24 protein-coding genes are annotated in these 22,505 nt (G+C 62.4%); 1 reads left to right on the top strand and 23 read right to left on the bottom strand.

What is annotated here, in order from left to right:
- Positions 1–5 precede the first annotated feature (5 nt).
- The 13 genes from csx16 to aroA all read right to left on the bottom strand — a co-directional run bounded on the left by csx16 (position 6) and on the right by aroA (position 13,116).
- A complete protein-coding gene (csx16, locus tag EL199_RS00570; protein ID WP_004142708.1) occupies positions 6–299 on the bottom strand; it encodes a CRISPR-associated protein Csx16 in 294 nt (97 codons plus the stop codon).
- On the bottom strand, positions 296–1,231 hold the full coding sequence (gene cas6, locus EL199_RS00565) for a CRISPR system precrRNA processing endoribonuclease RAMP protein Cas6 (RefSeq protein WP_004142710.1): 936 nt from the start codon (positions 1,229–1,231) through the stop codon (positions 296–298). Before cas6 ends, csx16 begins: the two co-directional genes overlap by 4 nt.
- A gap of 152 nt (positions 1,232–1,383) precedes the next feature.
- Positions 1,384–3,027: an RAMP superfamily CRISPR-associated protein gene (locus EL199_RS00560; protein ID WP_004142712.1), complete on the bottom strand. Its 1,644-nt coding sequence runs from the start codon at positions 3,025–3,027 to the stop codon at positions 1,384–1,386.
- Positions 3,024–3,977 (bottom strand): type III-A CRISPR-associated RAMP protein Csm4, encoded by a 954-nt coding sequence (gene csm4 / locus EL199_RS00555; protein WP_004142714.1) that lies wholly within the window; start codon positions 3,975–3,977, stop codon positions 3,024–3,026. Before csm4 ends, EL199_RS00560 begins: the two co-directional genes overlap by 4 nt.
- Before the next feature lies 1 nt (position 3,978).
- Complete coding sequence (csm3, locus tag EL199_RS00550) at positions 3,979–4,686, bottom strand: type III-A CRISPR-associated RAMP protein Csm3 (RefSeq protein WP_004142716.1); 708 nt, start codon at positions 4,684–4,686, stop codon at positions 3,979–3,981.
- A gap of 11 nt (positions 4,687–4,697) precedes the next feature.
- Positions 4,698–5,129 (bottom strand): type III-A CRISPR-associated protein Csm2, encoded by a 432-nt coding sequence (gene csm2, locus EL199_RS00545; protein ID WP_004142719.1) that lies wholly within the window; start codon positions 5,127–5,129, stop codon positions 4,698–4,700.
- A gap of 3 nt (positions 5,130–5,132) precedes the next feature.
- Positions 5,133–7,496 (bottom strand): type III-A CRISPR-associated protein Cas10/Csm1, encoded by a 2,364-nt coding sequence (gene cas10, locus EL199_RS00540; protein ID WP_004142721.1) that lies wholly within the window; start codon positions 7,494–7,496, stop codon positions 5,133–5,135.
- A gap of 81 nt (positions 7,497–7,577) precedes the next feature.
- Positions 7,578–8,135, bottom strand: a complete 558-nt coding sequence (locus EL199_RS00535; protein WP_004142722.1) for a hypothetical protein — start codon at positions 8,133–8,135, stop codon at positions 7,578–7,580.
- A gap of 382 nt (positions 8,136–8,517) precedes the next feature.
- A complete protein-coding gene (locus EL199_RS00530) occupies positions 8,518–9,102 on the bottom strand; it encodes a thermonuclease family protein (RefSeq protein WP_004142724.1) in 585 nt (194 codons plus the stop codon).
- Entirely contained in the window at positions 9,095–9,385 is a 291-nt protein-coding gene (locus EL199_RS00525) for an integration host factor subunit beta (protein WP_004142725.1), read from the bottom strand. Before EL199_RS00525 ends, EL199_RS00530 begins: the two co-directional genes overlap by 8 nt.
- Positions 9,386–9,442: 57 nt before the next feature.
- Positions 9,443–11,113 carry a 30S ribosomal protein S1 gene (gene rpsA / locus EL199_RS00520; RefSeq protein ID WP_004142726.1) on the bottom strand — a complete coding sequence of 557 codons (1,671 nt, stop codon included), beginning with the start codon at positions 11,111–11,113 and terminating at the stop codon, positions 9,443–9,445.
- A gap of 25 nt (positions 11,114–11,138) precedes the next feature.
- Positions 11,139–11,813, bottom strand: coding sequence for a (d)CMP kinase (gene cmk, locus EL199_RS00515; protein ID WP_004142727.1), 675 nt, complete (start codon positions 11,811–11,813; stop codon positions 11,139–11,141).
- Complete coding sequence (gene aroA, locus EL199_RS00510; protein ID WP_004142728.1) at positions 11,806–13,116, bottom strand: 3-phosphoshikimate 1-carboxyvinyltransferase; 1,311 nt, start codon at positions 13,114–13,116, stop codon at positions 11,806–11,808. The genes cmk and aroA overlap by 8 nt, the downstream gene beginning before the upstream one ends.
- Before the next feature lie 87 nt (positions 13,117–13,203).
- Here aroA and EL199_RS00505 point away from each other — a divergent pair, with 87 nt between their 5' ends.
- A complete protein-coding gene (locus EL199_RS00505; protein WP_004142729.1) occupies positions 13,204–13,962 on the top strand; it encodes a DUF4336 domain-containing protein in 759 nt (252 codons plus the stop codon).
- A 52-nt stretch (positions 13,963–14,014) separates the two neighbouring features.
- Here the strand turns inward: EL199_RS00505 and EL199_RS00500 are convergent, their stop codons facing one another.
- The 10 genes from EL199_RS00500 to EL199_RS00455 all read right to left on the bottom strand — a co-directional run bounded on the left by EL199_RS00500 (position 14,015) and on the right by EL199_RS00455 (position 22,446).
- A complete protein-coding gene (locus tag EL199_RS00500; RefSeq protein ID WP_004142731.1) occupies positions 14,015–15,184 on the bottom strand; it encodes a BaiN/RdsA family NAD(P)/FAD-dependent oxidoreductase in 1,170 nt (389 codons plus the stop codon).
- A 9-nt stretch (positions 15,185–15,193) separates the two neighbouring features.
- Positions 15,194–16,093 (bottom strand): HAD-IIA family hydrolase, encoded by a 900-nt coding sequence (locus EL199_RS00495; RefSeq protein WP_004142732.1) that lies wholly within the window; start codon positions 16,091–16,093, stop codon positions 15,194–15,196.
- Between the two features lie 159 nt (positions 16,094–16,252).
- Positions 16,253–18,166, bottom strand: coding sequence for a biosynthetic arginine decarboxylase (gene speA, locus EL199_RS00490; RefSeq protein WP_004142735.1), 1,914 nt, complete (start codon positions 18,164–18,166; stop codon positions 16,253–16,255).
- 75 nt (positions 18,167–18,241) lie between these two features.
- On the bottom strand, positions 18,242–18,760 hold the full coding sequence (locus tag EL199_RS00485; protein WP_126315938.1) for a DUF4189 domain-containing protein: 519 nt from the start codon (positions 18,758–18,760) through the stop codon (positions 18,242–18,244).
- A 73-nt stretch (positions 18,761–18,833) separates the two neighbouring features.
- Positions 18,834–19,355, bottom strand: coding sequence for a DUF4189 domain-containing protein (locus EL199_RS00480; protein ID WP_126315937.1), 522 nt, complete (start codon positions 19,353–19,355; stop codon positions 18,834–18,836).
- A gap of 119 nt (positions 19,356–19,474) precedes the next feature.
- Entirely contained in the window at positions 19,475–19,711 is a 237-nt protein-coding gene (locus tag EL199_RS00475) for a hypothetical protein (RefSeq protein ID WP_004142738.1), read from the bottom strand.
- 19 nt (positions 19,712–19,730) lie between these two features.
- Entirely contained in the window at positions 19,731–20,573 is an 843-nt protein-coding gene (locus EL199_RS00470; RefSeq protein ID WP_004142739.1) for an alpha/beta fold hydrolase, read from the bottom strand.
- A gap of 6 nt (positions 20,574–20,579) precedes the next feature.
- Positions 20,580–21,632: a homoserine O-succinyltransferase MetA gene (metA, locus tag EL199_RS00465; RefSeq protein ID WP_004142740.1), complete on the bottom strand. Its 1,053-nt coding sequence runs from the start codon at positions 21,630–21,632 to the stop codon at positions 20,580–20,582.
- Entirely contained in the window at positions 21,632–21,865 is a 234-nt protein-coding gene (locus EL199_RS00460) for a hypothetical protein (protein WP_004142741.1), read from the bottom strand. The genes metA and EL199_RS00460 overlap by 1 nt, the downstream gene beginning before the upstream one ends.
- Complete coding sequence (locus tag EL199_RS00455) at positions 21,862–22,446, bottom strand: nucleoside/nucleotide kinase family protein (protein WP_004142742.1); 585 nt, start codon at positions 22,444–22,446, stop codon at positions 21,862–21,864. Before EL199_RS00455 ends, EL199_RS00460 begins: the two co-directional genes overlap by 4 nt.
- Positions 22,447–22,505 lie beyond the last annotated feature (59 nt).

Genomic DNA, 22,505 nt, shown 5'->3' with positions numbered 1-22,505 from the left:
TCCTGTCAGGTTTTGTGGATGTGGTAGCGCTGGAGGGTGCAGCCCATCGCGGTCATGTCTGCCGCGCTGTATTCGCTGCCGCGCTGTTCGGCTTCTTGCGGCAGTTGTAGGGCATACCACGCCGCGCCTTTGGCGCAGATGGCGGCGGCGATGTGCGGCGGCAGGGTGCCGATGACAGTGTCGCCGGGGGCGATATCGTCCGGGTCAAGATGGTCGCGGTAGTGGTCGATGTGCCATTGTGCCTGTTCTTTGATCCAGGCGATGGCGCCGGGGTGGCGGCTGATGAACCAGGTGGTCATGGGTGTGTGGTCAGGGTGTAGCGGCCGAGGCCGAAGGTGGTGTTTTTGCCCAGGTGCAGCCATTGACCGATTTGCAGGGCGCGGGCGTGTTCGGGCGCAAGGCCGACGAGTTCCCAGTCGCCGATGACGCCGCCGAGGTGCATGTGTTGTTGTTGGCGGTTGGAGTAGCGCTGCCAGTCGTACCAGCGCAGGTTTTTGTGGCTTTCGACTTGCGCCGCTTGTGTTTTGAGCGCGCTGTAGTCGGCCTCCGGGGTGATGCCGAGGTGGATTTGTGCGGTGAGTGAGAGGCGGCGCTGGAGTTGGGTCAGCAGGGTTTGTGCGTCAAGGCGCTCGACACCCAGGGCGACGCCGTTGTGTTGCAGGCGCAGCGGGGTGCTGATGTGCAGGGTAACGCGGTCGGGGACGCTGTCCGGCAGGGTGATGTGGTTGTCGTGTTCGGCGATGCGTGTGCCGTCATAGATTTCTTCCCAGCGGTCTTTGTGTTCGATGGCGATGGCGGTGAGTTCTGCCTGGCCTCGGGCGATGCCGTCTGCGGTTTTGAAGGCTTGTTGCCAGGCGTAGCTGATGAGCGGCAGGTAGTGGCGGGCGCGGCCGATGAGAACGAGGCTGAAGTGGTATTGGCTGCCGGGCGGGTAGTCGCGGCGGTCGTCCAGGTGGGCGGGCTCGATAATGTAGGGCGGCGGGATGGTCGCCGGGTTGGCGATGCCGATGTCCGGGCGTGGCGCGGGTTCGAAGATGTGGGCGTAGGGGGTGTGTTGCAGCAGTTCGGGGTCGGGGCGGTGGCCGCGGGGGACGCTCGCCCGGCGCAGGGCATGACCAAAGGCGCCGCGCAGCGCCGAGCCGATGTAGGCGGGCGATTGCAGGGTGCGGGTGATGGTGAAGGTGTAGCGGTAGCGGGCGACGGCGAGGGTGGCGGGGAGGTTGAGGAGCATGGGTCTTGGCTGGTGTTTGGCGGGTTGTTCGGTTGTCTGTTCTGCATCGGTGCCGAAATTACCGACGCTACCCCCTCCCCATCCCTCCCCCGCTGCGGGCTTTGCCCTGCGGGGGAGGAGGCGGAACGGCGGGGGCGCGGGCGGCGCCGGGTTTATCCGCCGCGCAGTTTTTGCAGGGCGGCCTTGATGTCTTTTTCTTTTTTGCCGCTGTAGAAGCCTTTGCAGGCGCTGTCCAGTTTTTTGTACGGCAGCAGTTCGGCGAGTTGTTTTTGGCTGGCGCTGTCCAGCTCGCTGTGTGCCTGTTCGAGGGTGGCGAGGATGTCGCGGTGTAGCGCGAGGTTTTTGTCTTGGTTGCGGTCGCTGTAGGTTTTGCTGTGTTCTTCCAGGCGGGCAAGGATGTCGTGCGCGCGGCGTTCGTGCGTGGGCAGGGCGGCGACGCGCGCGGCTTCGGCTTCTTCTTCCGCTTGTTTGGCGGCGGCAGCGGCGGCCTTGGCGGCGGCTTCTGCGGCGTTTTTTGCCGCCTGTTCGGCTTTGGCGTTTTGTGCGGCGTGCAGTTTGTCGCGCAGGACGGCTGCGTCTTTGAGGTGGGCGCTGTTTTTGTCGCACCATTCGCGCAGCGCGGGGTTGTCGTACATGGGGTCGATTTCGATGAGCGCCCAGCCGAAGGGAAGCAGGTCGCGCTTGGTTTTGTCGTTTTCGGCGGCGAGCCAGACGGTTTTGGTGTGTTTTTCGTAGGTGGGTTTGGCGCCCTTGGCGCCCATTATTTTGATTTGGGCGTATTTTTCGAGAGTTTTGGCTTCGGCACCGCCGTTTTTGCCAAGGCGGACGAGGAGGATGTTGCCGGCGTCAAATTGGGGGATGAGTTGGCGCAGCAGTTGTTCGGTGCTGCGCTGCCATTGGGGATGGACGAGGCCGCGTTCGGCAAGCAGCGCGCTTTCTTTGGTGAAGCGGGTCAGGTGGTAGCGGTTGGCGGCGCGGATGAGGCGGGCGAAATCCGGACGGGTTTCGCCGGGCAGTGTTTTTCCCGGGTTTTTGATGTGCGGGCGGTGGTCAAGGAGCAGGTTTTGCAAGGTGAGGCTGCCGCTAAAGGCGCGGTATTGGCCGTGCTGGATGGTTTCGCGGCGGCCGGGGATGCCTTTGCCTTCGACCGGGCGGCCGTCTTTGCCGATAATGCTTTTTTTCTTGTGGTTGGTGGCGTAGCAGATGTGGGTGGCGATGTTGCTGGTGGCGGTAAGGTCGGCGGGTTTGACCAGGCGCAGCAGGTCGGTGGCGAAGTTGCCGAGGTGTTCTTGTTCGAAGCGGTTGGCGGTTTTGCTGGTGGGGTTTTCGCCGTGATGGTTTGCGCTGCGTTCTTCAAGCAGGGCGGTGCGCAGGCAGCCTTTGAGGGCGCTGCCGGGGATGTAGGGCTGGTGGTTGTGCGGGTTGGTTGCGGTGCGTTCGATTTGGAAGCGGTTATGGACGTTTTTGCCTTTGCTCTCGCGCTGGACGATTTCGCCGTAGTTTTTTTGGTATTCGGCGGCGATGCCTTTGCTGACGCTGCTCGCGTGTGTCGCAGCGGCGATGTAGGGTTTGGGGTTGTGGCGGAAGTAGCGCTGGATGTGTTGCAGATCGCCGCTTTGGGCGGCAGCATGCAGTTCCCGCTCTTGCTCGGGGTTGAGGATGGCGCGGGCGGGGTCGAAGGTGTAGAGCACACCGTCTGTGATGAGGTAGTTGGTGGGTTCGTAGTCTTCGCCTGTGCCGAGGTGCAGCGGGGAGAGAGGGGTGAGGTGCAGGGTGTGGCGGGTAAGCGGCTTCATGGGGCTCTCCTTGGCGCGAGGCGGGTGAGGTCGAACTCGATGGCGATGATGGGGGCGTAGCCTTGATGCACGGTGGCGGGCAGGCTGGCCGAGATGCCGCCGATGCCCTGGCCGAGGTAGGGTTGCTCAGGGCGGGTGCTGATGACGGCGGCGGTCTGCGCCATGAGGATGGGGCTTTTGTAGGGGTTGTCAGCGGTCGCCTGGATGTTGCCGTGGCGGCCAAAGCGGGTCACGGTTTGGTAGTAGCTGTGCGCGCTGTCGTAGCCGAGGCCTTGCGGGCAGCAGGGGGCGAGGGTCAGGCAGGCGTTGCCGCTGCGTGCGAACAGGCCGGCAGGTTCGGGTTCCAGGGCGTCTGTTTGGTATTTGCCGAGGCCGATGCTGGCGTCGCGGCCGTAGCCGCTCGCGCCGATGTTGTTGAGCACGGTTTCCAGTTGGGCACGGCTGAGGCGGTTTTCGTCAAGCAGGAGGTAGGCCTGCCAGCGGCTGCCTGTGGCGTACCAGGTTTGTTCGCTGTTGTAGGGGGCAAAGCTGCCGCCTTCGCCGGTGGTGCCGGTTGTGCGGTTGATGCTGTTGTGCGGCTGGCTGTGGGCGCGGAGGAGGTCGGGGGCGATGTCGGCGCTGGTTTTGGCGTGTTGTTGCCATTCGTGCAGCGGGCGGTCAAGGGTGTCTTCTGGCAGCCATTGGCGTTTTTTGAGTTTTTTGCGGTCTTGTTCGTCGCCGGTCTGCCAGTAGCGCGAGGGCAGGGTGGGCAGGGGCAGGTAGCCGACGGGGAAGGCGTCGCTGATGATGAGGAACGGTCTGCCTGCGGTGTAGTCGCACAGGCAGGCGGCGAGGGTGTCGTGCCCGTATTGTTCGGCGATGCCCCAGCAGATGTGGCCGAACCAGGTGTCGCCGACGAGCGGGGTGCCGAAGGCGGTCTGCGGGCGGATGGTGAGGCGGTAGGCTTGCATGTCAGGTACCGAAGGGTTGGATGGCGGCATAGTCGGCGACGGGCTGGCCGTCGATTTGCAGGTTTTCGAAGCGGATTTTGCCGTAGCCGCGCGAGCCTGAGCCGCCGAGGCTGTCCCATTCGAGCAGTTTGAGGCCTTGCAACAGGGTATGGCGCAGGCTGTCGTCGTCGCCATCGTAGGTTTTCAGGCTGAGGCGGAAGGTGAAGCGGGCCCCGGCGGGGACGCGTTCGGTCTGGCGCGGGTGTTCAGCTACGCCGCTGATGCGGTTGATGCAGTTCTCGCTTTTTGCTTCGGTGTAGGGGCGGTCGTTATCACGCTGTACCTGGGCATAGGCGGCGTCAAGCGGGCAGTCCCAGAAGGCGAGGCGGGTGTGGCCGATGGTTTTCTGGAATTCGGGATCGGCGGTGTCGCCGCTGATGCCGAAGAGTTGCAGGATGTGTTTGACGGCTTCTTTTGATGCGCCGCTGGCGTCTTCGTATTCTTTTTTGCCGAGCGGGTTTTCCTGGACGCGGCCACTTTTCCATTCGAGCAGGCTGCGAATTTTGCCTTTGAGGCTGCTGCCGGGGATGTAGGGTTCGCCGCTGACGGGATGTTTGATGACGGCGTTATCGATGCCGCCGATGTGGATTTCGCTGTCACCCGCGCCGATGTGCAGGCCGGTTTCGAGGACGAGGTCGGCGGTGATGTGGTGGATGTGTTTGAGTTGCATGGTGGGGCTCCTTATTTGCTTTCCTGGGCTTTGCGGAAGCCGAGCATGGCTTCGTAGAAGAGTTTGGCGTGATGCAGGGTTTCGGCGCTGTCGATTTGGTTGATGATGTGGTTGAAGATACGTACGAAATATTCGTCAACTAATGGGGTACCGCTGGATTTGCGGTTACTGGCGTAGGCAACTTTTGCCCGCAGCATATGGATGTAGGGTGCGGATTTTTGGTATTCAGCGTTTTTGTCGGCGGCGCAGTGGATTTTGTCGTCCCACATGGCCAGTTCGTCGTAGTACTTGCGCAGTTGGGTGGATTTGTTTTGTTTGTCGCCGTTTTGCGAGATACGTTTTGCTGCGGCTTCGGCGATATCGGAAAAGATTTTGGGGTTGAGCGGTTGTTTGAGGCTGATGTCCTGGGGAATGTTGATGACTTGGGGGGTGTTGAGGTCCATGGGTTATTGCTCCCGTTGTTGGTAAAAATGGTTGTAGAGGGGGATGCGGATGGTGCCGTGCAGTGCCTGGATGTAGCCGGCAAGGTCACCGCTGAGTTGCTGGTAGGCGTTGTCTTTGGCGGTGATGTGTTTTTGCTCGTTAACGTAGCGCCGTGTGCGGTAGTAGAGGCGGCTGCGCCAGATGCTGGCGTGGATGTCGCCCGCCGCTTCGGCGACGGCAAGTTCGGTGTAGTGCAGCAGATCGTAGAGGTAGGCGGTGCTCAAGCGGTATTGCCGCTCTAGTTCGTTGATGCGGGCGGCGGTTTTTTCGAGCTGCGGCCAGTCGCCCCAGGAGACGGTTTCGCCGTAGAGGTTGAGGGCGTTTTTCGCTGTTTTATCCCGCAGTTGGTGCGTCTTGGCTTTTTCCAGCGCTTCTTCGGCGTAGGCGGAGAGTTTCGGCAGCGGCAGGCCGGGTTTGCTGATGGCGATGCCGGCGCTGAAGGTGATGTCGGGGTTTGCCGCGACGTATTCGCGAAAATGGGCGCGCATGTCAGCGGCGAGGTGCTGGATTTGCTGCCACGGGCCGATGAGGAAGAAATCGTCGCCACCGGCGAAGACGGTGTAGCTGTTCGGGTATTTGGCGGCGCAGTAAGCGGGCAGCCACAGGCTGAAGAACTGGTTCATCTGCCGTGAAAGGGCGGCCATTTTGGCGAAGGTCGGCGTGCTCAGACCGCGTTCGAAGATTTTGCCGAGGTTGTCCACGTCGCCTTTGAGGGTGGCGAGGGCGATTTTGCCGCAGTAGTGGCCATTTTCGTCAGGGTGGCGTTCTTCGCAGGCGAGATGGTTGAAGGTTTTGATGTTGTTGTGACCTTCGGCTTCGTGGTCTTCTTTATTGAGGCTGCGGTATTTTTCCTGGTCGTCATCCGCGCTGAAGCGCGGGACGTAGGCGTTGATGGCGCGGCGGGCGTAGCCGTGCCAGATGCTGTCGTCCGTGAGGCGGGGCAGGCTGTAATCCCAGCAGCGCAGAAGCTGGCCGCGTCGGGCGATGTCGCCGAATGCGCCGCTGATGTTTTCGTCAGCAGTGAAGGCGATGTGGTAGCCGAAGATGGGCAGTTCGAGTGTGGTGGTGTTTCCGTCATCGTGTACCGCTGCCGCCGGGGTGAGGATGAGCAGGCGTTCTTTGCCCGCTAGCGCCTCGCCGATGGTGATTTGATCGGCACTCAGCGCGGCGAGTTCGGGGAGTCTTTTGCTTGTACCTGCGGGCAGGTGGCGGTCGTAGCGGCAGGTGCCGGTGGGATAGGCGGCGGGCAGGACGGCTGGCGTGGCGTCCATAAGGCCGAAGCGTTGCAGTTTGGCGCTTTCGAGTTCGGCAAAGGTGTCGTCGATGAGCTGGCGGAAGCGCTCTTTGGCAGTGAAGTCGCGGCAGCTGGCAGTGTGGGTGGCGATGCCGAGGGCGACGCGGCCATAGCAGTGTTCGAGCAGCCACTGGTTAATGTCGGCTTTGACGCGCGCGAGGGCGTCGTGGATGGCCGGGGTGTTCGGGGCGACAATCATGAATTTGCCGGCGGCGTTCAGGATTTGCGCGGTTGGCGGCAGTTCGCAGGCGTCCAGCACGCGCAGCGCCGCCAGTTCGGCAAAGAGCGAGACCTGGAAGGAGCGGCCGCGCAAGAGTTTGGCGGCTTTTTTGTTGGTTTCGCGGCCAGCGGCGAAGATGAAGGACTGGATGCCGAAGAAGTCGCCCTGGATGAGCAGGATTTTTTCTTCGTCCCAGTCGCTTTGGCTGCGCAGGCGGGCGATGGCGGCGTTATCGGTTTGGCCGTTGGCGTCGTGCCACAGCCACAGGGCGGTGGCGAGAGCAGCGGTGCTTTTGCTGTGGTCGTAAAGGGAGACGTCGGCGCTGTGCGCGGCGGGAACGGCGTGGGCGACGCTTTGCCAGAGGGTATCAAAGTGGTCGAGCCACAGCGGCCAGTTGTTGTGATGGGATTTCGGGATGTCGCCGAGGCCGTCAAGGAAGGTTTGCCAGAGGTCGGCGTCGGCGCTGTCGCTGTCAGGGAAAATGCTGAGTGGGTTGAGCGGCGCGCGCGGGTAGTGTGCGCTGGTGTTGCCTGCGGGTCGGTCGTCTTTCAGGCGGATGGCTGCAAAGAGCGGGCGCAGTTTTGTCGCGTTGGCGCTGGTTTTGGCCGTGCCGGCGGCGATTTGGGCGGCGTCTGCGATGAGGTTTTGTAAGGTGTTGTCAGCAACGAGCGGGGTAACGTCGCGCTGGACGGTAGCGGGCAGGTGCGGCGCGAGTGCTTCCCAAAGCGCGTCGTGCGTTTTCCCGGCAAGGGCGGCGATGCCCGGCAGGAAGGCGGTGAAAGCGATGTGACAGGCGTTATCCAGTGGGGTCATGGCGGTTCCTTGTAGCGGTTGGCTTGGGCGGGATTGTTCAGGATTTCTGTTTTTTTGGCAAGGCAGACAATTTTGTGGGCTTTAGGGTTGTCGGGCACGGCGGCGTTTGCGCCAGAGGAGTGGCAGGGCAATGGCGAGGACGATGGCGAACGGGCTGATGATGATGCCGAAGACGACGGCGCCGTTGAGGTCGCTGTCGCTGTTTTTGATGTAGGTGCTGCGCAGCGTGCGCGGTTCGCCGTCGCGCGCGGGGGCGGCGGTGAGCGCGTAGTGCTGTTTCGGCCAGAAGGTGCTGCGCGTTTCCCAGAGGGCGATGGTGAGGTCGCCCTGTTGTAGGGTGTCGCGGTAGTTCCAGTCTTGGCCGAGGGTGCTGGCGACGGCGGTTTTGAGGTCGTCATCGCTCGCCACGCTGCGCCAGGTCTGGCCGCAATGTTTGCGTTTGCTGTCGTTGCCGTGGGCGGTCGCGGCGCTGATGCGGTCTGCGGCGACGTCAAAACGGTGCGCGTCTTCGTCGTCCAGCCGCGTTTTTTCGCTGTGCGGCGGCAGGTAGTTGCAGAGGTTGGTGTTTTCAACGGTCTGCGGCGGTTGGCAGGCGGTGAGGGCGAGGAGTAGCAGGGGGAGGAGGTGTTTGGGGTTCATGTTATGGAAGGGTCGTGGTGGGCGATGCGACATCGGGGCTTGTCTATTGTGCGGGGCCGTCTCTCTGTACAAATGTGTACTGTCTTTGGCGGCGCAGTTGGGCGGTTTTCGGGTATTTCGTTTTTGGCGTCAAAAAAGGGGAAGAAGGGCTCGTCAGTCGAGTTATCAGCAGTTCTAGGGCGTGTTGACAATTGAGACATCCCCCTCCCCCGCAGGGCGAAGTCCGCAGCGGGGGAGGGTCGGGGAGGGGGTGAGCGGTACTGTTTATGAACAGATGTCTGCATTTTCACATTCGCAGCCCTCACCCCAACCCCTCTCTCGCTACGCGAGCAATGCTTGTCCCAGAGGGAGAGGGGCTTAGCCGTCGAATTGTCAACAGCCCCTAGAGGTGATGCCGTCGCCAGGTTTTCGGGTTGTCCGGCGGTTTGTACGCTGCCCAGAAGCCTTTGCGGTAGGCGCGCGCCTGTTTTTCCGCGGCGCGGTAGGCGGGCGGGGTGTCTTTGCCCGCGTAGGCAAAGGCGTAGCCGTCGGCAATCATCGTCAGGTTCACGTCGCGGTTGATGTCGTAGAGGATGCCGAGGCTGCGGTGGTAGTAGTCCTGGCCGAGGTAGTGCATGTCGAAGTGCGCGGGCAGGCGCAGCGCGAGTGCCGCGCGCGATTGTTCGCCGTATGGGGTTTGTCCCATTTCGGGCGCGTCAATGCCGGCGAGGCGGATGTGGATTTTTTGTCGGTCGCAGGTTGCGACCACGGTGTCGCCGTCGCTGATTTTGTGCCGTTCGCAGCGGTAGGTCTGGCCTTTTTCGCCGTGAAATTCGTGCGGCGTTGTTTCACCGCTGGCGGAGAGGGCAAAGAGGGCGAGGCCGCTGGCGAGCCAGATGGTGTATTTGTCGTAGCGCGGGTTGCGGATAGTAAACAGCGCCGTCGGGCGGCGCTGTGGGTATACGGTTCGGGGGGCTTGTTCAGGCATCGGCGTTTTGGTCAACGCGTTCGCGCAGTTCTTTGCCCGCACGGAAGTAGGGGATGGATTTGGACGGGACTTCGACGGAGTCGCCGGTTTTCGGGTTGCGTCCGGTACGCGCTTCGCGGTAGTGCAGCGAGAAGCTGCCGAAGCCGCGGATTTCGACACGGTCGCCTTTTTCCAGGCTTTGGCAGACTTTTTCAATGATGAGTTTGACGGCTTCTTCTACGTCCTGGCTGCGCAGTTGCGGGTAGCGCATGCACAGGCGGTCTATCAGTTCGGATTTGGTCATGTGTGCTCCTTTGCTGTGGACGTGGCCGCCGCATCTTGCGATGCGGCGGCGCAGTTTTTAGTCGTCGGAGTTGCCCAGTTCTTTGAAGATGTCGCCCAGCGAGGTGCCGCCGTGGCTTTCTTTGCGGGTGTAGTCCTGGATGACCGCTTTTTCGTCCGCGACGTCTTTGGCGCGTACGGAGAGGCTGAAGGTTTTGTGTTTGCGATCGACGTTGATGACTTTGGCTTCGACTTCGTCGCCAACGGACAGCAGTTTGGTCAGGTCTTCAACGCGCTCAATCGCCGCTTCGGAGGCTTTGAGGATGCCGTTGATGTCGTCGCTCAGTTTGATGACGGCCTGGCGCTCGTCCACTTCAACCACGTTGCCTTTGACCACGGAGCCGCGGCCATGCGCGGAGGCGAAGGCGGAGAAGGTGTCCTGGCTGAGTTGTTTGACGCCCAGCGAGATGCGCTCGCGTTCGGCGTCAATGGCGAGGATAACGGCTTCCACTTCTTGGCCTTTTTGGTAGTGGCGTACGGCTTCTTCGCCGTTTTCGTCCCAGGAGAGGTCGGAGAGGTGGATGAGGCCGTCGATGCCGCCTTCGAGGCCGATGAAGACGCCGAAGTCGGTGATGGATTTGATTTGGCCTTTGACGCGGTCGCCCTTGTTGAATTTTTTCTCGAATTCTTGCCACGGGTTCGGCTGGCACTGTTTCATGCCGAGCGAGATGCGGCGGCGTTCCGGGTCGATTTCGAGGATCATGACATCGACTTCCTGGCCAACGGCGACGAATTTGCGCGGGTTGACGTTTTTGTTGGTCCAGTCCATTTCGGAGACGTGTACCAAGCCTTCCACACCGTCTTCGATTTCGACGAAGGAGCCGTAGTCGGCGATGTTGGTGACTTTGCCGCGGGTCTGGCTGTTGACCGGGTAACGCTGGGCGATGTCGCCCCACGGGTCGGAGCCGAGTTGTTTCAGGCCGAGGGAGACGCGGGCGCGTTCGCGGTCGAATTTGAGGACTTTGACTTCCACTTCGTCGCCGATGTTGACGACTTCGGAGGGGTATTTGATGCGTTTCCACGCCATGTCGGTGATGTGGAGCAGGCCGTCCACGCCGCCGATGTCGAGGAAGGCGCCGTAGTCGGTGAGGTTCTTGACCACGGCCTTGACGACGTCGCCTTCTTGCAGGTTTTTCAGTACTTCGTCGCGCTCGGCCTTGTATTCGTTTTCGAGTACGGCGCGGCGGGAGATGACGATGTTGTTGCGTTTTTGGTCGAGTTTGATGATTTTGAAGTCGATTTCTTTGCCTTCGCTGAGTGCCGGGTCTTTGACCGGACGCACGTCAACCAGTGAGCCGGGTAGGAATGCCTTGACGCCTTCAACATCCACGGTGAAGCCACCTTTGACACGGCCGGAGATGATGCCGGTGATGGTTTCGCTGTCGTTGAATTTTTGCTCCAGCACTTCCCAGGTGCGGATGCGTTGCGCTTTTTCGTGCGAGATTTTGGTTTCGCCGAAACCGTCTTCAAGGGCTTCGAGGGCAACTTCCACGGTATCGCCGACCGCAACGGTCAGGTTGCCGTTTTCATCGGTGAACTGGGCGGCGGGGACGAAGCCTTCGGATTTCAGGCCAGCGTTCAGTACGACGAAATCTTTATTGATTTGGACGACTTCGGCCTTGATGATGGAGCCGGGTTTCAACTCGGCGGTTTCGATGCTTTTTTCAAAAAGCTCAGCAAATGATTCCATAGATGACTCTGGTTAATAGAAAAGGTTAGGAAAAAGAAAAACGTGCGGCAATTTCGGCGGAAACCCGCTGCTGCACGTCCGAAATCGACAAGTTACCCGTGTCAATGACCACCGCATCCGAAGCTGGTATGAGCGGGGCTACGCTGCGGGAGCGGTCGCGCGCGTCGCGCTCGGCTATCTCGGCGTAGATGGCGCGCAGATTAACAGATTCTCCTTGTGCCAACAACTGTTTATACCGTCGCTCGGCGCGGATTTCCGCCGATGCGGTCAGGAATAACTTGAGCGGTGCGTCGGGGAAAACCACCGTCCCCATGTCGCGTCCGTCGGCAATCAGCGGCGCCTCACCGCCGAATCCGCGCTGGAAATCCAGCAGCGCCGCGCGTACTTCAGGATAGGCGGCGATTTTCGAGGCGGCGTTGCCGCAGCGCTCGGTGCGTAGCTCGCCGCCGACCGGCGCGCCGTTGAGCAGCACCGTGCAACCGCGTTCGCCCAGGCGGAAATCAATCTGCATCGCCCCGACCAGCGCGGCGATTTCTGCCGCGGGCGCGTCCACTTTGTCTGCGGCGAGCGCCTGTAACGCCAGGAGACGGTAAAGCGCGCCGCTGTCCAGATACGCCCAGCCGCGTTCGCGCGCGAGCGTCTGGCAGAGCGTGCCCTTGCCGACGCCGCTCGGCCCATCAACGGTAATCACCTTACGCATCGCCCACCACCATGCCAACACCCTGCGCCAGCGCCTGAAAGGACGGGAACGACGTCGCCACATTGGCGCAATCGCGCACCACAATCGGCGCGGCGGCACGCAAGGCGGCTGTGGCAAAACTCATCGCGATGCGGTGATCGCCGTGGCTTTCCACCGTGCCACCCGTGAACGCCGTGCCAGCCTTGCCGCGAATCGTCATTGAATCCGCACCCGCCACGCAATCCACGCCGAGCGCGCGCAGGCCTGCTTCCATCGTGGCGAGGCGGTCGCTTTCCTTGACGCGCAACTCGTGCAGCGCCGTCGCCCGCGTCTCGCCCTCCGCACAAGCGGCGGCGATGAACAGAATCGGGAACTCGTCAATGGCAATCGGCACCAGCGCCTCGTCAATCGCGATGCCGTGCAACTGCGAGGGGCGCACGCGCAAATCGGCGACCGGTTCGCCGCCCGCTTCGCGTGCGTGCAAAATTTCAATATCGCCGCCCATCGCGCGCAAAATCTCGACCACTGCGGCGCGGGTCGGGTTCATGCCGACGTTCTCCAACAGCAACGCGCCCTCGCGTGCAATCAGCGCGGCGACGATAAAAAAAGCCGCCGAGGACACATCGCCCGGCACCACCACCTCGCAGGCGGAGAGCCGTTGCCCGCCGCGAATGGCGAGCGTCGCGCCGTCCTTCTCAACGCTAACGCCAAAGCCGCGCAACATCCGCTCGCTATGATCGCGGCTGACACCGGTTTCCGTAATCCGCGTCGTCCCCTCGGCAAACAGCCCGGCGAGGAGCAGCGCGGACTTCAACTGTGCGCTCGCCACCGGCAAGGTGTAATCCATACCGTGCAACGGGCGACCATGAATGACGAGCGGCGCCGTGCCCACGTCGCTGGTGACAATCTCCGCCCCCATCAACGCCAGCGGCTCAGTCACGCGGCGCATCGGCCGCTTCATCAAAGAAGCATCGCCGACCAGCACCGCATCAAACGGCTGCCCGGCAAGCACGCCCGCAAGCAGGCGCATACTGGTGCCGCTGTTGCCGACATCGAGCGGCGCGGCGGGCGCGCGCAGCCCGTGCAGACCGGCGCCATGAATCGTTACCCGTCCGGCACCGTGATGGACAATCTCAACGCCCATCGCCTGAAAGGCGCGCATGGTGGCAAGACAATCCTCGCCTTCGAGAAAACCGCTGACCTCGGTCGTCCCCTCCGCCAGCGCGCCAAGCATAATCGCGCGGTGCGAAATAGACTTGTCGCCCGGCACCCGCACCGTTCCGCGCACCGCATCCACCGGCGCGCACTGCCAATCCAGCCGCATAAAACCTCCAGAAAAAGAAAAGCCCGCATCATATAGCGGAACGCCAGACCGCGCTATACTCCCCGCAAACCCTGCCGGAGCATCCGCATGACCACTTCCGTCCCGCTTTATCAGCCGCTTAATACCCCGAAACCCGTCGCCGACGATATCTGGATTGCCGACGGCGACGTTACCTGGATGAACATGGGCATCCTGCGCGCGCCGTTTTCCACGCGCATGACCGTCATCCGTCTGCAAGATGGCGGCCTGTGGTGCCATTCGCCCATCGCGCCGAACGAGGCGCTCTTTGCCGCCATTGACGCGCTCGGTGCGGTGCGCCACCTCGTCTCGCCCAACTACATTCACTACGCGCACATTCCCGCCTGGCAGGCGCGCTATCCGCAGGCGGTCACCTGGGCGAGTCCCGGCGTGCGCGAACGCGCGGCGAAAAACCGCATTGCCGTGCGTTTTGATGCCGATTTGGATGACACCGCGCCGCCAGACTGGGCGGGGCAAATTGCGCAGACGCTATTCCGTGGCAGCCGCATCATGCACGAAATCGACTTTTTCCATCATGCGAGCCGCACCCTGATTCTCACCGATCTCATTGAGAATATTGAGACTGCGAAGATGCGCGGCGGCTTCTGGAAGCTGATGATGAAACTGGCGGGCAACAGCGACCCGGACGGCAAAGCGCCGATAGATATGCGCGCCACTTTTACCGACCGCGATGCCGCGCGCGCCAGCCTGCAACAGCTGCTCGCCTGGCAACCGGCGCGCATCATTCTCGCGCATGGCCGCTGGTATGCGGATAACGCCGAGGCGGAATTGCGCCGCGCTTTTCGCTGGTTGGACAAGGGCGGTTAGGCGTGTTTGGCGTTTGCCGTTATCTGCGCCTATCAGGTGGGGGAGGGCAGGGTTAATCCGCGCCCAGATACTGCGCGCAGCTCCACGCCGATGACCATGCCCATTGCAGGTTGTAGCCGCCGAGCCAGCCGGTAACGTCCAGCGCTTCGCCGATGATGTACAGGCCGGGGCGTTTTTTGACCATGAAGGTTTTGGGGTCAAGCTCGCGCGTGTCTATGCCGCCGCTGCACGCCTCTGCTTTGTGCATGCCTTCGGTGCCGGTCGGGATGATGGCGTGGTGCTGCAGGTCTGCCATGATGCGGGTGAGTGCGGCGTCGCTGTGGTGTTGTAGCGGGTCGGCGGGGTAGGGCAGGGCGAGGTGGTCGGCGACGGCTCTCGGCAGGTGGGCGCGCAGGGTTTGCGCGAGGGTGTGTTGCGGGTGGGCGCGTTTGGCGGTGACGAGCGCGTCGGCAGGCAGGTCGGGCAGGTGGTTGAGGGTGATGGCTGCGCCGCGTTGCCACCAGGTGGAGATTTGCAGCACCGCCGGGCCGCTGATGCCGCGGTGGGTGTAGAGCAGTTGGTCGCGGAAGCCGGGGGCGCCGTCGCAGTGGATGGTGACTTCGTGGCTGATGCCGGCGAGCGCCGCGGGCGGCTCGGCGAGGGTGAGCGGGACGAGCGCCGGGCGGTAGGGGTAGTTGGCGATGTGGTGTTGTTTAGCAATGCGTAGTGCGAGGTCGGTCGCGCCCAGTTTGGGGTAGGACGGCGCACCGCAGGCGATGATGAGGCGCGGGCTGCGGTAGTCGCCGCGGCTGGTGCGCAGGTGGTAGTGGCTGCCGTCGTGCCGGTGTTCGTGCAGGGTGGTGGCGGTGTGCAGGGTCGCGCCGCTGTCTGCGAGGGCGTCGTGCAGGGCGGCGAGGATGCCGCGGCTGCGTTGGTCGGCGAAGATTTGCCCGAGGTGTTTTTCGTGCCAGGTGATGCCGCGCGCGCCGAACCAGTCGAGCACGTCTTGCGGGCGGTGGCGGGCAAGGGCGGCGCGCGGGAAGTGCGGGTTGTGGCTGTAGTAGGTGTCGGCGCGGGCGCCGGTGTTGGTGAAGTTGCAACGGCCGCCGCCGGAAATGCGGATTTTTGCGCCGAGGTCGGGGTTGTGGTCGAGCAGCAGCACGCGCAGGCCGCGGTTGGCGGCGTGGATGGCGCAGTAGGTGCCGGCGGCACCGGCGCCGATGATGATGGCGTCGTAGGTCATGGTGTCGGTTTATAACCGCGGCAGGATGTGGTCGGGGACGATGCCGCTGTCGCCGATGTAGTCGTGGTAGTTGAGGTCGCGGTAGAAGCCGTGCGCTGTGAGCAGGGCGGTGCGCACGCCGAAGGCGTTGCCGCCGAGGATGTCGGTGTGCAGGGTATCGCCGCACATCAGGGTGCGCGCCGGGTCAAAGGAGGCGAGGCGGCCTGCGGCGTGTTCGTAGATGGCAGGGTAGGGTTTGCCGCAGACGTGGACGTGTGCGAAGGCTTCGTCCGGCAGGGTGAGGATGTAGCTGCCGGGTTCGATGGAGGTGTGCTCCGGCATCGGCGCGATGAGGTCGGGGTTGCCGAGGATGACCGGACGCGGGCGGGCGGCGAGCGCATCCAGCAGGCGATGTTGGCGCGCGTCGTCCCAGTTCGCGGTGGCGAGGAAAAGGTAGCCGTCCGGCGCGTCGTGGAAGTGCGGGTCGTCCTGGTGCAGGTAGCGCACGCCGCGCGCGTCCAGGTCTTCCTGGCTGTGGTCGAGACCAATCAGTCCCCAGAGGGTGTCGCGCGGGTAGGCGGCGAGGGCGTCCAGCACGGCGTCGCGGCTGGTGACGATTTCTTCCGCGCTGAAGTCGAATCCCAGCCCGGCGAAGCGCTTGACCATGTTTGGCTTGCTGACGCTGGCGGCGTTTGAGAGGACAAACACCTGCTTGCCGCGCTCGCGCAGGGCGGCGACCGCTTCTACCGCGCCGGGGATGGGTTGCGGCCCGACGTTCAGCACGCCGAAGGCGTCGAACCAATAGACGTCGTAAACGTTGGCGAGGGCGAGGATGTTTTCCGCCAGTTGCGGCGGTCGCGCGTGCGGGCGGTATTGCGGCAGGCGGTCGCGGATGGCTTGCAGTTGGCGGTAGGCGGTGAGGGCGGGCATGGCGTTCTCCGGGGCAGGGAAGGGCGCATTATAGTCACCCCCCTAGGCTGTTTATTATTTGAATCCTTCTTCCCTGCGAAGCGGGGGCGGGCGATTTCCGCTCCTACTCACGGGGTCTAAACGGGTTCGAAAAAGCCGCCCGCAGGCGGCTTTGTGTGTTTATTGTTCGTAGTAGGTGTAGCCGCGCAGGCCCGCTTCAAAGGCGTTTACCAGGTGCTGGCGCTCGCCGGCGCTGATGGTGCCGTTGCGTACTGCGCGTTCGGCGGTCTGGCGGAATTGGGCGAGGAGGTTGTTCGGCTGGTATTCGACGTAGCTCAGGACGTCTGCCACCGAGTCACCTTCGACTTCGCCGACGAAGTCAAAGCTGCCGTCTTCGTTGATGTACACGGAGACGACGTGGGTGTCGCCGAGCAGGTTGTGCAGGTCGCCGAGGGTTTCTTGGTAGGCGCCGACGAGGAATGCGCCGAGGTAGTATTCTTCGCCTTCGCGGATTTCGTGTAGCGGCAGGGCGCGGCTGACTTCGCCGTTTTCCGGGAAGCGGTCGATTTTGCCGTCGCTGTCGCAGGTCATGTCGGCGATGATGCTGTTGCGCGTCGGGCGCTCCAGGTGGCGGTGCAGCGGCACGACGGGGAAGATTTGGTCAATCGCCCAGGCGTCCGGCAGCGATTGGAAGACGCTGAAGTTGCCGTAGTAGATGTCGGCGAGCATGGTTTTGAGTACTTCGGGTTCGGAGAGGGCGTCCGGGTTGCGGTCGGCGATTTTTTGGACTTCCGCCATGATGACCATGAAGATTTGTTCGATTTGCGAGCGGGTGCGCAGGTCAAGCTGGCCGCGCATGAAGCCGTCGCGCGCTTCGTCGCGGTAGTACACGGCGTCGTTGAAGCATTCTTGTACGGTTTTGTCGGAGAGCATGCGGTAGCTTTCCATGAGGTTGTGCACGAGGTCGGAGGCTTTTTCGTCGATGTCGGCAGGCAGCGAGGCGTCGCTGAAGCCGGTGACGTCGAGGATGTTGAACATCAGCACGGTGGAGTAGGCGACGGTGGAGCGCCCGGATTCGGTGACGATGGTCGGGTGTTCGATGCCTTTTTCGTCCAGCACGCTTTGGATGGTTTCGACGACGTCCACGCAGTATTCTTCGAGGGCGTAGTTGCGCGAGTGGATGGCAGATGTCCGGCTGCCGTCGTAGTCCACCGCCAGGCCGCCGCCGAGGTCGAGGAAGCGCATCGGCGCGCCTTCTTCGACGAGTTCGACGTAGTAGCGGCAGGCTTCGCGCACGCCGGTGCGGATGTCGCGGATGTTGGGGATTTGTGAGCCGAGGTGGTAGTGCAGGAATTGGAGGCAGTCAAGCATGCCCGCGGCTTTCAGGCCGTCGATGACGCCGACGAGTTGTGAGGCGTTCAGGCCAAACATGGAGCGGTCGCCGCTGGTGGCATTCCAGCGGCCGGAGACGCGCGAGAAGAGTTTGGCACGCACGCCGATGACCGGGCGCACGCCCATCGCCTGCGAGCTTTCGACGATGATCGGCAGTTCTGCCGGGGTTTCGATGACGAAGATGACCTGGAAGCCGAGTTTGGTCATGCCCAGGCCGAGTTCGACGAATTCGCGGTCTTTGTAGCCGTTGCAGACGATGAGCGGCCCTGGCTCGGAGAGCATGGAGAGGGCGATCATCAGTTCGGCTTTGGAGCCGGCTTCGAGGCCGTGCTGCCAGGGTTTGCCGAAGCGGACGATGTCTTCGATGACTTGCGCCTGCTGGTTGACTTTGATGGGGAAGACGCCGCGGTATTTGCCGCGGTAGTTGCTGTCGGCGATGGCTTTGGAGAAGCTTTCGTTGATGAGTTTTATCTGGTTTTCCAGCAGGTTCTGCACGCGCAGCATGACCGGCATGGATTTGCCGCGCACTTCCATGCCTTCGATGAGGTCGAGCATGGCGATTTCGGCGGTTTTGCCGTTGCGTAGCGGCGCGCTGACGACGAGGTTGCCGTCGGCGTTCAGGCGAAAGTAGCCCGCGCCCCAGCCGCTGATGCGGTAGAGTTCGTCGGCGTCTGCAATGCTCCAGTCAGGTTTGGCGTTCAATGTGGGTTCCTTGGGTTCTGTGGGTTGGATTTATACATACGGGATAGTCGCTACCCTGTATGTAAACGGGGCGGGTCAGAGGAAGCGGCGCGGCTGCCCTTCGATAACGACGTCTTCGCAGTCGCTCATGCCGGCGGTTTGGCAGTCTGCCATCGAGCGCTCGAAACTCAGCGTGCCGTCGGCGAAGAAAAACGTTGCCCTGTCGCCTTTGTAGCCCCGCGTTACGGAGAAAAATTCTTCGTGTGTGCCGAAGACAACGGTGCAAGCCGCACCCGCGCCGTCTTTTTGTTGGCAGGAAGCGAGTACTTCTTTCCTGGCTTCTTCCGGGCTGTTGGCATTGACTGTCCAATGCAGGTTGCTGTTGTTGTCATTGACCGCGATGGCGGCATAGCCGACTTCGTAGTACTGGATTTGTGGCGGCGGCGGTTCTTGGTAGGCGTAGGAGCCGTAGCCCTGTACGGGCGCGTTGTAATACATCATTTGGCCATCCGGCGCGACGATGCGGCAAGTACCCGATACCGGGTCATATTGTCCGCCACAGGCAAGCGCAGCGCCGCTGCTGATGCCGAGGAGTGCGAGGAGTAGTTTTTTCATGTGGTTTCTTTGTGTGCGGGTTTTTGCCGTTTACATACAGGGTAGCGACTAAGGTGTATGTAAACGGGGCAGGTTAGAGGAAACGGCGCGGCTGTCCTTCGATAACGACGTCTTCGCAGTCGCTCATGCCGGCGGCTTGGCAGTCTGCCATCGAGCGCTCGAAACTCAGCGTGCCGTCGGCGAAGAAAAACGTTGCCCTGTCGCCTTTGTAGCCCCGCGTTACGGAGAAAAATTCTTCGTGTGTGCCGAAGACAACGGTGCAAGCCGCACCCGCGCCGTCTTTTTGTTGGCAGGAAGCGAGTACTTCTTTCCTGGCTTCTTCCGGGCTGTTGGCATTGACTGTCCAATGCAGGTTGCTGTTGCTGTCGTTTACCGCGATGGCGGCATAGCCGACTTCGTAGTACTGGATTTGTGGCGGCGGCGGTTCTTGGTAGGCGGAAGAGCCGTAGCCCTGCGGGGGCGCTTCTTGGTATTGCACCAATTCGCCGTTGTTTCCTTGAAAGGTGCAAGTGCCGGATGCCGGGTCAAATTGTCCGGGGCAGGCAATGGCAGTGCCGCTGGCAAGTGCGAGGAAGGTGAGGAATGTTTTTTTCATGGTGTTTTTTTTCGAGTGGCGTTTACATACAGGTTGAGCGCTCAGGTGTATGTAAATGCGGGGCTGGTTGGCGCGTAGCCGCAGAACGGTGTTCGCAGCAAGGCAAGGGTAAACCGCGCCTAGAACCAGATGATTTTCTGCCGGTTGCGCGGGGTGAATTTTCCGCCGACCATCTGGCAGTTGCTTTGCGTCATTTCTTCTTTGTATTCGCGGCCGTCGGCGTGGATGCCGGTGCAGGTGCCTTTGGAGAGGTTGTGTTTGCCGACGGCGGCGGTGGTGTCGCCTCTGGCGCAGGCGGTGAGGGTGAGGGCGGCAGCCAGGCCGAGGATGAGCAGGGTTTTGTTCATGGGGGTCATAGGGTTTGTGTGGGTGGGTTTAGGGTTTGTGGAAGGTTTGGATGGCCGCCCAAAGGATGTCCGGCTGGGCTTTGATGGCTTCGTGGCCGGCGAAGGGGATGTGCAGCAGGTGCGCGGCGGGGTTTTGTTCGCGCAGCGCCGCCCAGTCGGGCAGGTTCAGCAGGAAATCGTCTTCGCCGCGTACTGCCAGGATGGGTTGTTTGATAGCGGCGACGCGTTCGTTGGGGTAGCCCGTCGTGCTGTTGTCCAGCCACAGGCGGCGCAGGTCGGCGGTCAGGGTGGTGAGGTCGGGTTGCGGGTTTTGTTGTTCGTAAGCGGCGACTTGGGCGGGCATATTTTCGCGGAGGAAGTCGGGGGTGAGGCTTTCGTACATGTCGCGCGCGGGTTCAATTTGGCTGCTATGCCAGTTGGCGCCGATGGTCAGCACGCTTTGTGCGCGTTCGTCACTGAGGGCGAGGTGGTAGGCAGCGGTGCCGCCATCGCTGAAGCCGAGGATGTGGTAGGCGTCGAGGCGGAGGGTGTCGATGAGGTGTTTGGCATCGGCGGCGATTTGCGCGTAGGTGAGGGGGGCGCTGCCGCGTGTGGATTGGCCGTGGCCGCGTGTGTCGTTTTCGATGACGCGGTAGTGTGGGTGCAGGTGCGGCAGGAGCGGGGCGAAGTCGTCCGCCGCTGTGCCCAGTCCGCCGTGCAGGAGGAGGAGCGCAGGGGCGTCAGTTTTGCCGTTGTCGCGGTAATGGAGGATGGCGTCGTGGTAGGTGTGGGTGGTCATGGGTTTTTCTTGGGTGGGTTGGGCTTCGCTCAGGCGCGGGGTGAAGGCGGCAAAGGCGGCAGCAGTAAGCAGGGTGCGGCGGCTGGTTTTCATGCGCAGTCAGCGACGCAGCCGCCCCAGCGGGTCGGCGGGGTCGATGCCGTCCATGTATTGCAGGTGGCGTTCTTTGTGGGTGAGCTGATAGACAAGCCCGAGCCAGTTGGCAAAGAGGGCTTTGGCAGTGTCGCGCCAGGTAACGTCCACTTCGTCGGCAAGTTGTGCTTCGGGGAAGTCGCTGATGGGGCGGCCGGATTCGATGTAGTCGCGGATGAGGCGCTGTCCGGCGGGGGTGAAGTAGTGCGTCGGCAGTTTGGGCGGCTGCGGCAGTTTGCCGTCTTGGTAGAGGGCGAGGTCGCGGCGGAATTCTTTGAGCAGGCTGCTGCGGTCGTATTCGGGGTGTCCCTGGAAGTAGATTTGGCGGAAGCCGTCGGGTGAGCTCGCCATCGCCACGCCGCTTTCTTCGCCCGCGACCAGGACCGGCAGGCCGCGCGCTTCGAGTTGTGCGGCGCTGATGCCGTTCCAGCGCGAGTGCGGCATGTCGAAACGGGTGTTGATGTTGGCGAGCATCGGGTGGCTGCGGTCCAGCACGCGGTGGCTGAAGACGCCAAAGAGTTTTTCGTCGCGTCGCTTACGCGCGATGCCGTGGAAGTGTTGTAGCGCAAGGTGCGAGGCGAGGCAGGAGCAGAGGACGGAGGTGACGTTTTTATCCGCCCAGTCGAAGACGCGCTGCACGTGCGGCCAGTAGGCTTCTTGCGCGAGGTCGGCGTGCAGCGGGTTGGTGCCGGTGAAGATGATGGCATCCAGGCCGTCGTGCGCGAGGTCGTCGAAGTTTTCGTAATGGCTGTCGATGTAGGCCTGCATGTCGGCGCTGCGCGGCACGCCGGGGACGGTGAAGATGTGGACGTAGAATTGCGCGATGCGGTTGGAGTTGCCGATGAGGCGCAGGAATTGGCGCTCGGTGGCTTTGAGCGCGCCGTCGGGCATGAGGTTCAACAGGCCGATGTGCAGTTCGCGGATGTCCTGCTGGCTGGCGCGGCGGACGTCAAGGATTTCCTGGCCTTCGGCGCGCAGGCGGTCAAGCGATTCGAGTTCGCGGTGGGCAACGAGCGGCATCAGGCACTCCTTTGCGCGGCGTAAGCGGCAGCGAGCAGTGCGTTGAAGTCGGCGGCGTCGCGTACTTGCCAGACTTCGCGCGCACCAAGGGTCACGCCGTAGCGCGCGGCGAGTTGCAGGTAACGTGCGCGGCGGTGCGCCATCATTTTCGGGGTAACGAAGCGGATGAAGTCGTCGGATTCGAAGCGGTCGGGGGTGAGGCCGCCTTTCAGCAGGCTGTATTCGCCAATCATTTCTTGCAGGAAGCCGGCGTGGTAGCAGATGGGTTTGGGGTAGGCATGGCGCGCGCTTCCAGCTCGGCGTAGAGCGCTTCGTCGGTGTCGATATAGACAAACAGCGTGTGTGCGGCCAGCGTTTGCATCAGGGCGTCGTCGTCGATTTCGCAGATGCTGCCGCCGGCGTCGTTAATAAAGGCCTTGTAGCCATAGAGGCGCTCGGCGCGCTCGATGAAGGCGGGGACGTCGTACATCGCCGCGCGCTCGGCTTCGTTAAACAGCCGCTGCCGTTCGATGAAGGTGCGGGCGTCGTAGCCGTCGCGCCCCAGTTTGCCGACGAAAGCGGAAAGGATATGCAGCCGCTCGATGCTCACCTTGCCCTTGACGCTGACCGCATCATCGCGCAGAAGCGCCGCCAGCGTGGGCTCGCGCCGCGCCAGCACGGTCAGCCAGTCGCTGATGGGCTCGTTCAGATAACGGGTGGCGATGCGGTAATCGCCGGAATAATGAAACCAGCCGGCGCCATGCAGCAGGGTTGCCAGCGTGGTCTTGCCGACGCCGGAGGTACCCATCAAAGTAATGCGGGAAATCGGGGGCATAACATCATCCGTTTGCACAAAAAACGCGCGCTATATTAGCATTGCAGCCCTGCCGCCAA

The organism is Cardiobacterium hominis, assembly GCF_900637305.1.
GTDB lineage: Bacteria > Pseudomonadota > Gammaproteobacteria > Cardiobacteriales > Cardiobacteriaceae > Cardiobacterium > Cardiobacterium hominis.
Note: the sequence above shows the minus strand (reverse complement) of the source record. Positions and strands in the feature narration are given on the sequence as shown.

Excerpts from the sequence above, each read along its gene's own strand:
- EL199_RS00505 (WP_004142729.1), top strand. The coding sequence starts at position 13,204 with ATGACCACTTCCGTCCCGCTTTATCAGCCGCTTAATACCCCGAAACCC.
- EL199_RS00470 (WP_004142739.1), bottom strand. The coding sequence starts at position 20,573 with ATGAAAACCAGCCGCCGCACCCTGCTTACTGCTGCCGCCTTTGCCGCC.
- cas10 (WP_004142721.1), bottom strand. The coding sequence starts at position 7,496 with ATGACCCCACTGGATAACGCCTGTCACATCGCTTTCACCGCCTTCCTG.
- EL199_RS00485 (WP_126315938.1), bottom strand. The coding sequence starts at position 18,760 with ATGAAAAAACTACTCCTCGCACTCCTCGGCATCAGCAGCGGCGCTGCG.
- csm3 (WP_004142716.1), bottom strand. The coding sequence starts at position 4,686 with ATGCAACTCAAACACATCCACCACATCACCGCCGACCTCGTCCTCGAA.
- rpsA (WP_004142726.1), bottom strand. The coding sequence starts at position 11,113 with ATGGAATCATTTGCTGAGCTTTTTGAAAAAAGCATCGAAACCGCCGAG.
- EL199_RS00475 (WP_004142738.1), bottom strand. The coding sequence starts at position 19,711 with ATGACCCCCATGAACAAAACCCTGCTCATCCTCGGCCTGGCTGCCGCC.
- cas6 (WP_004142710.1), bottom strand. The coding sequence starts at position 1,231 with ATGCTCCTCAACCTCCCCGCCACCCTCGCCGTCGCCCGCTACCGCTAC.
- EL199_RS00460 (WP_004142741.1), bottom strand. The coding sequence starts at position 21,865 with ATGATTGGCGAATACAGCCTGCTGAAAGGCGGCCTCACCCCCGACCGC.
- csx16 (WP_004142708.1), bottom strand. The coding sequence starts at position 299 with ATGACCACCTGGTTCATCAGCCGCCACCCCGGCGCCATCGCCTGGATC.
- EL199_RS00480 (WP_126315937.1), bottom strand. The coding sequence starts at position 19,355 with ATGAAAAAAACATTCCTCACCTTCCTCGCACTTGCCAGCGGCACTGCC.
- cmk (WP_004142727.1), bottom strand. The coding sequence starts at position 11,813 with ATGCGTAAGGTGATTACCGTTGATGGGCCGAGCGGCGTCGGCAAGGGC.
- EL199_RS00525 (WP_004142725.1), bottom strand. The coding sequence starts at position 9,385 with ATGACCAAATCCGAACTGATAGACCGCCTGTGCATGCGCTACCCGCAA.
- EL199_RS00535 (WP_004142722.1), bottom strand. The coding sequence starts at position 8,135 with ATGAACCCCAAACACCTCCTCCCCCTGCTACTCCTCGCCCTCACCGCC.
- metA (WP_004142740.1), bottom strand. The coding sequence starts at position 21,632 with ATGCCGCTCGTTGCCCACCGCGAACTCGAATCGCTTGACCGCCTGCGC.
- EL199_RS00500 (WP_004142731.1), bottom strand. The coding sequence starts at position 15,184 with ATGACCTACGACGCCATCATCATCGGCGCCGGTGCCGCCGGCACCTAC.
- EL199_RS00455 (WP_004142742.1), bottom strand. The coding sequence starts at position 22,446 with ATGCCCCCGATTTCCCGCATTACTTTGATGGGTACCTCCGGCGTCGGC.
- EL199_RS00530 (WP_004142724.1), bottom strand. The coding sequence starts at position 9,102 with ATGCCTGAACAAGCCCCCCGAACCGTATACCCACAGCGCCGCCCGACG.
- csm4 (WP_004142714.1), bottom strand. The coding sequence starts at position 3,977 with ATGCAAGCCTACCGCCTCACCATCCGCCCGCAGACCGCCTTCGGCACC.
- EL199_RS00560 (WP_004142712.1), bottom strand. The coding sequence starts at position 3,027 with ATGAAGCCGCTTACCCGCCACACCCTGCACCTCACCCCTCTCTCCCCG.
- csm2 (WP_004142719.1), bottom strand. The coding sequence starts at position 5,129 with ATGGACCTCAACACCCCCCAAGTCATCAACATTCCCCAGGACATCAGC.
- aroA (WP_004142728.1), bottom strand. The coding sequence starts at position 13,116 with ATGCGGCTGGATTGGCAGTGCGCGCCGGTGGATGCGGTGCGCGGAACG.
- EL199_RS00495 (WP_004142732.1), bottom strand. The coding sequence starts at position 16,093 with ATGCCCGCCCTCACCGCCTACCGCCAACTGCAAGCCATCCGCGACCGC.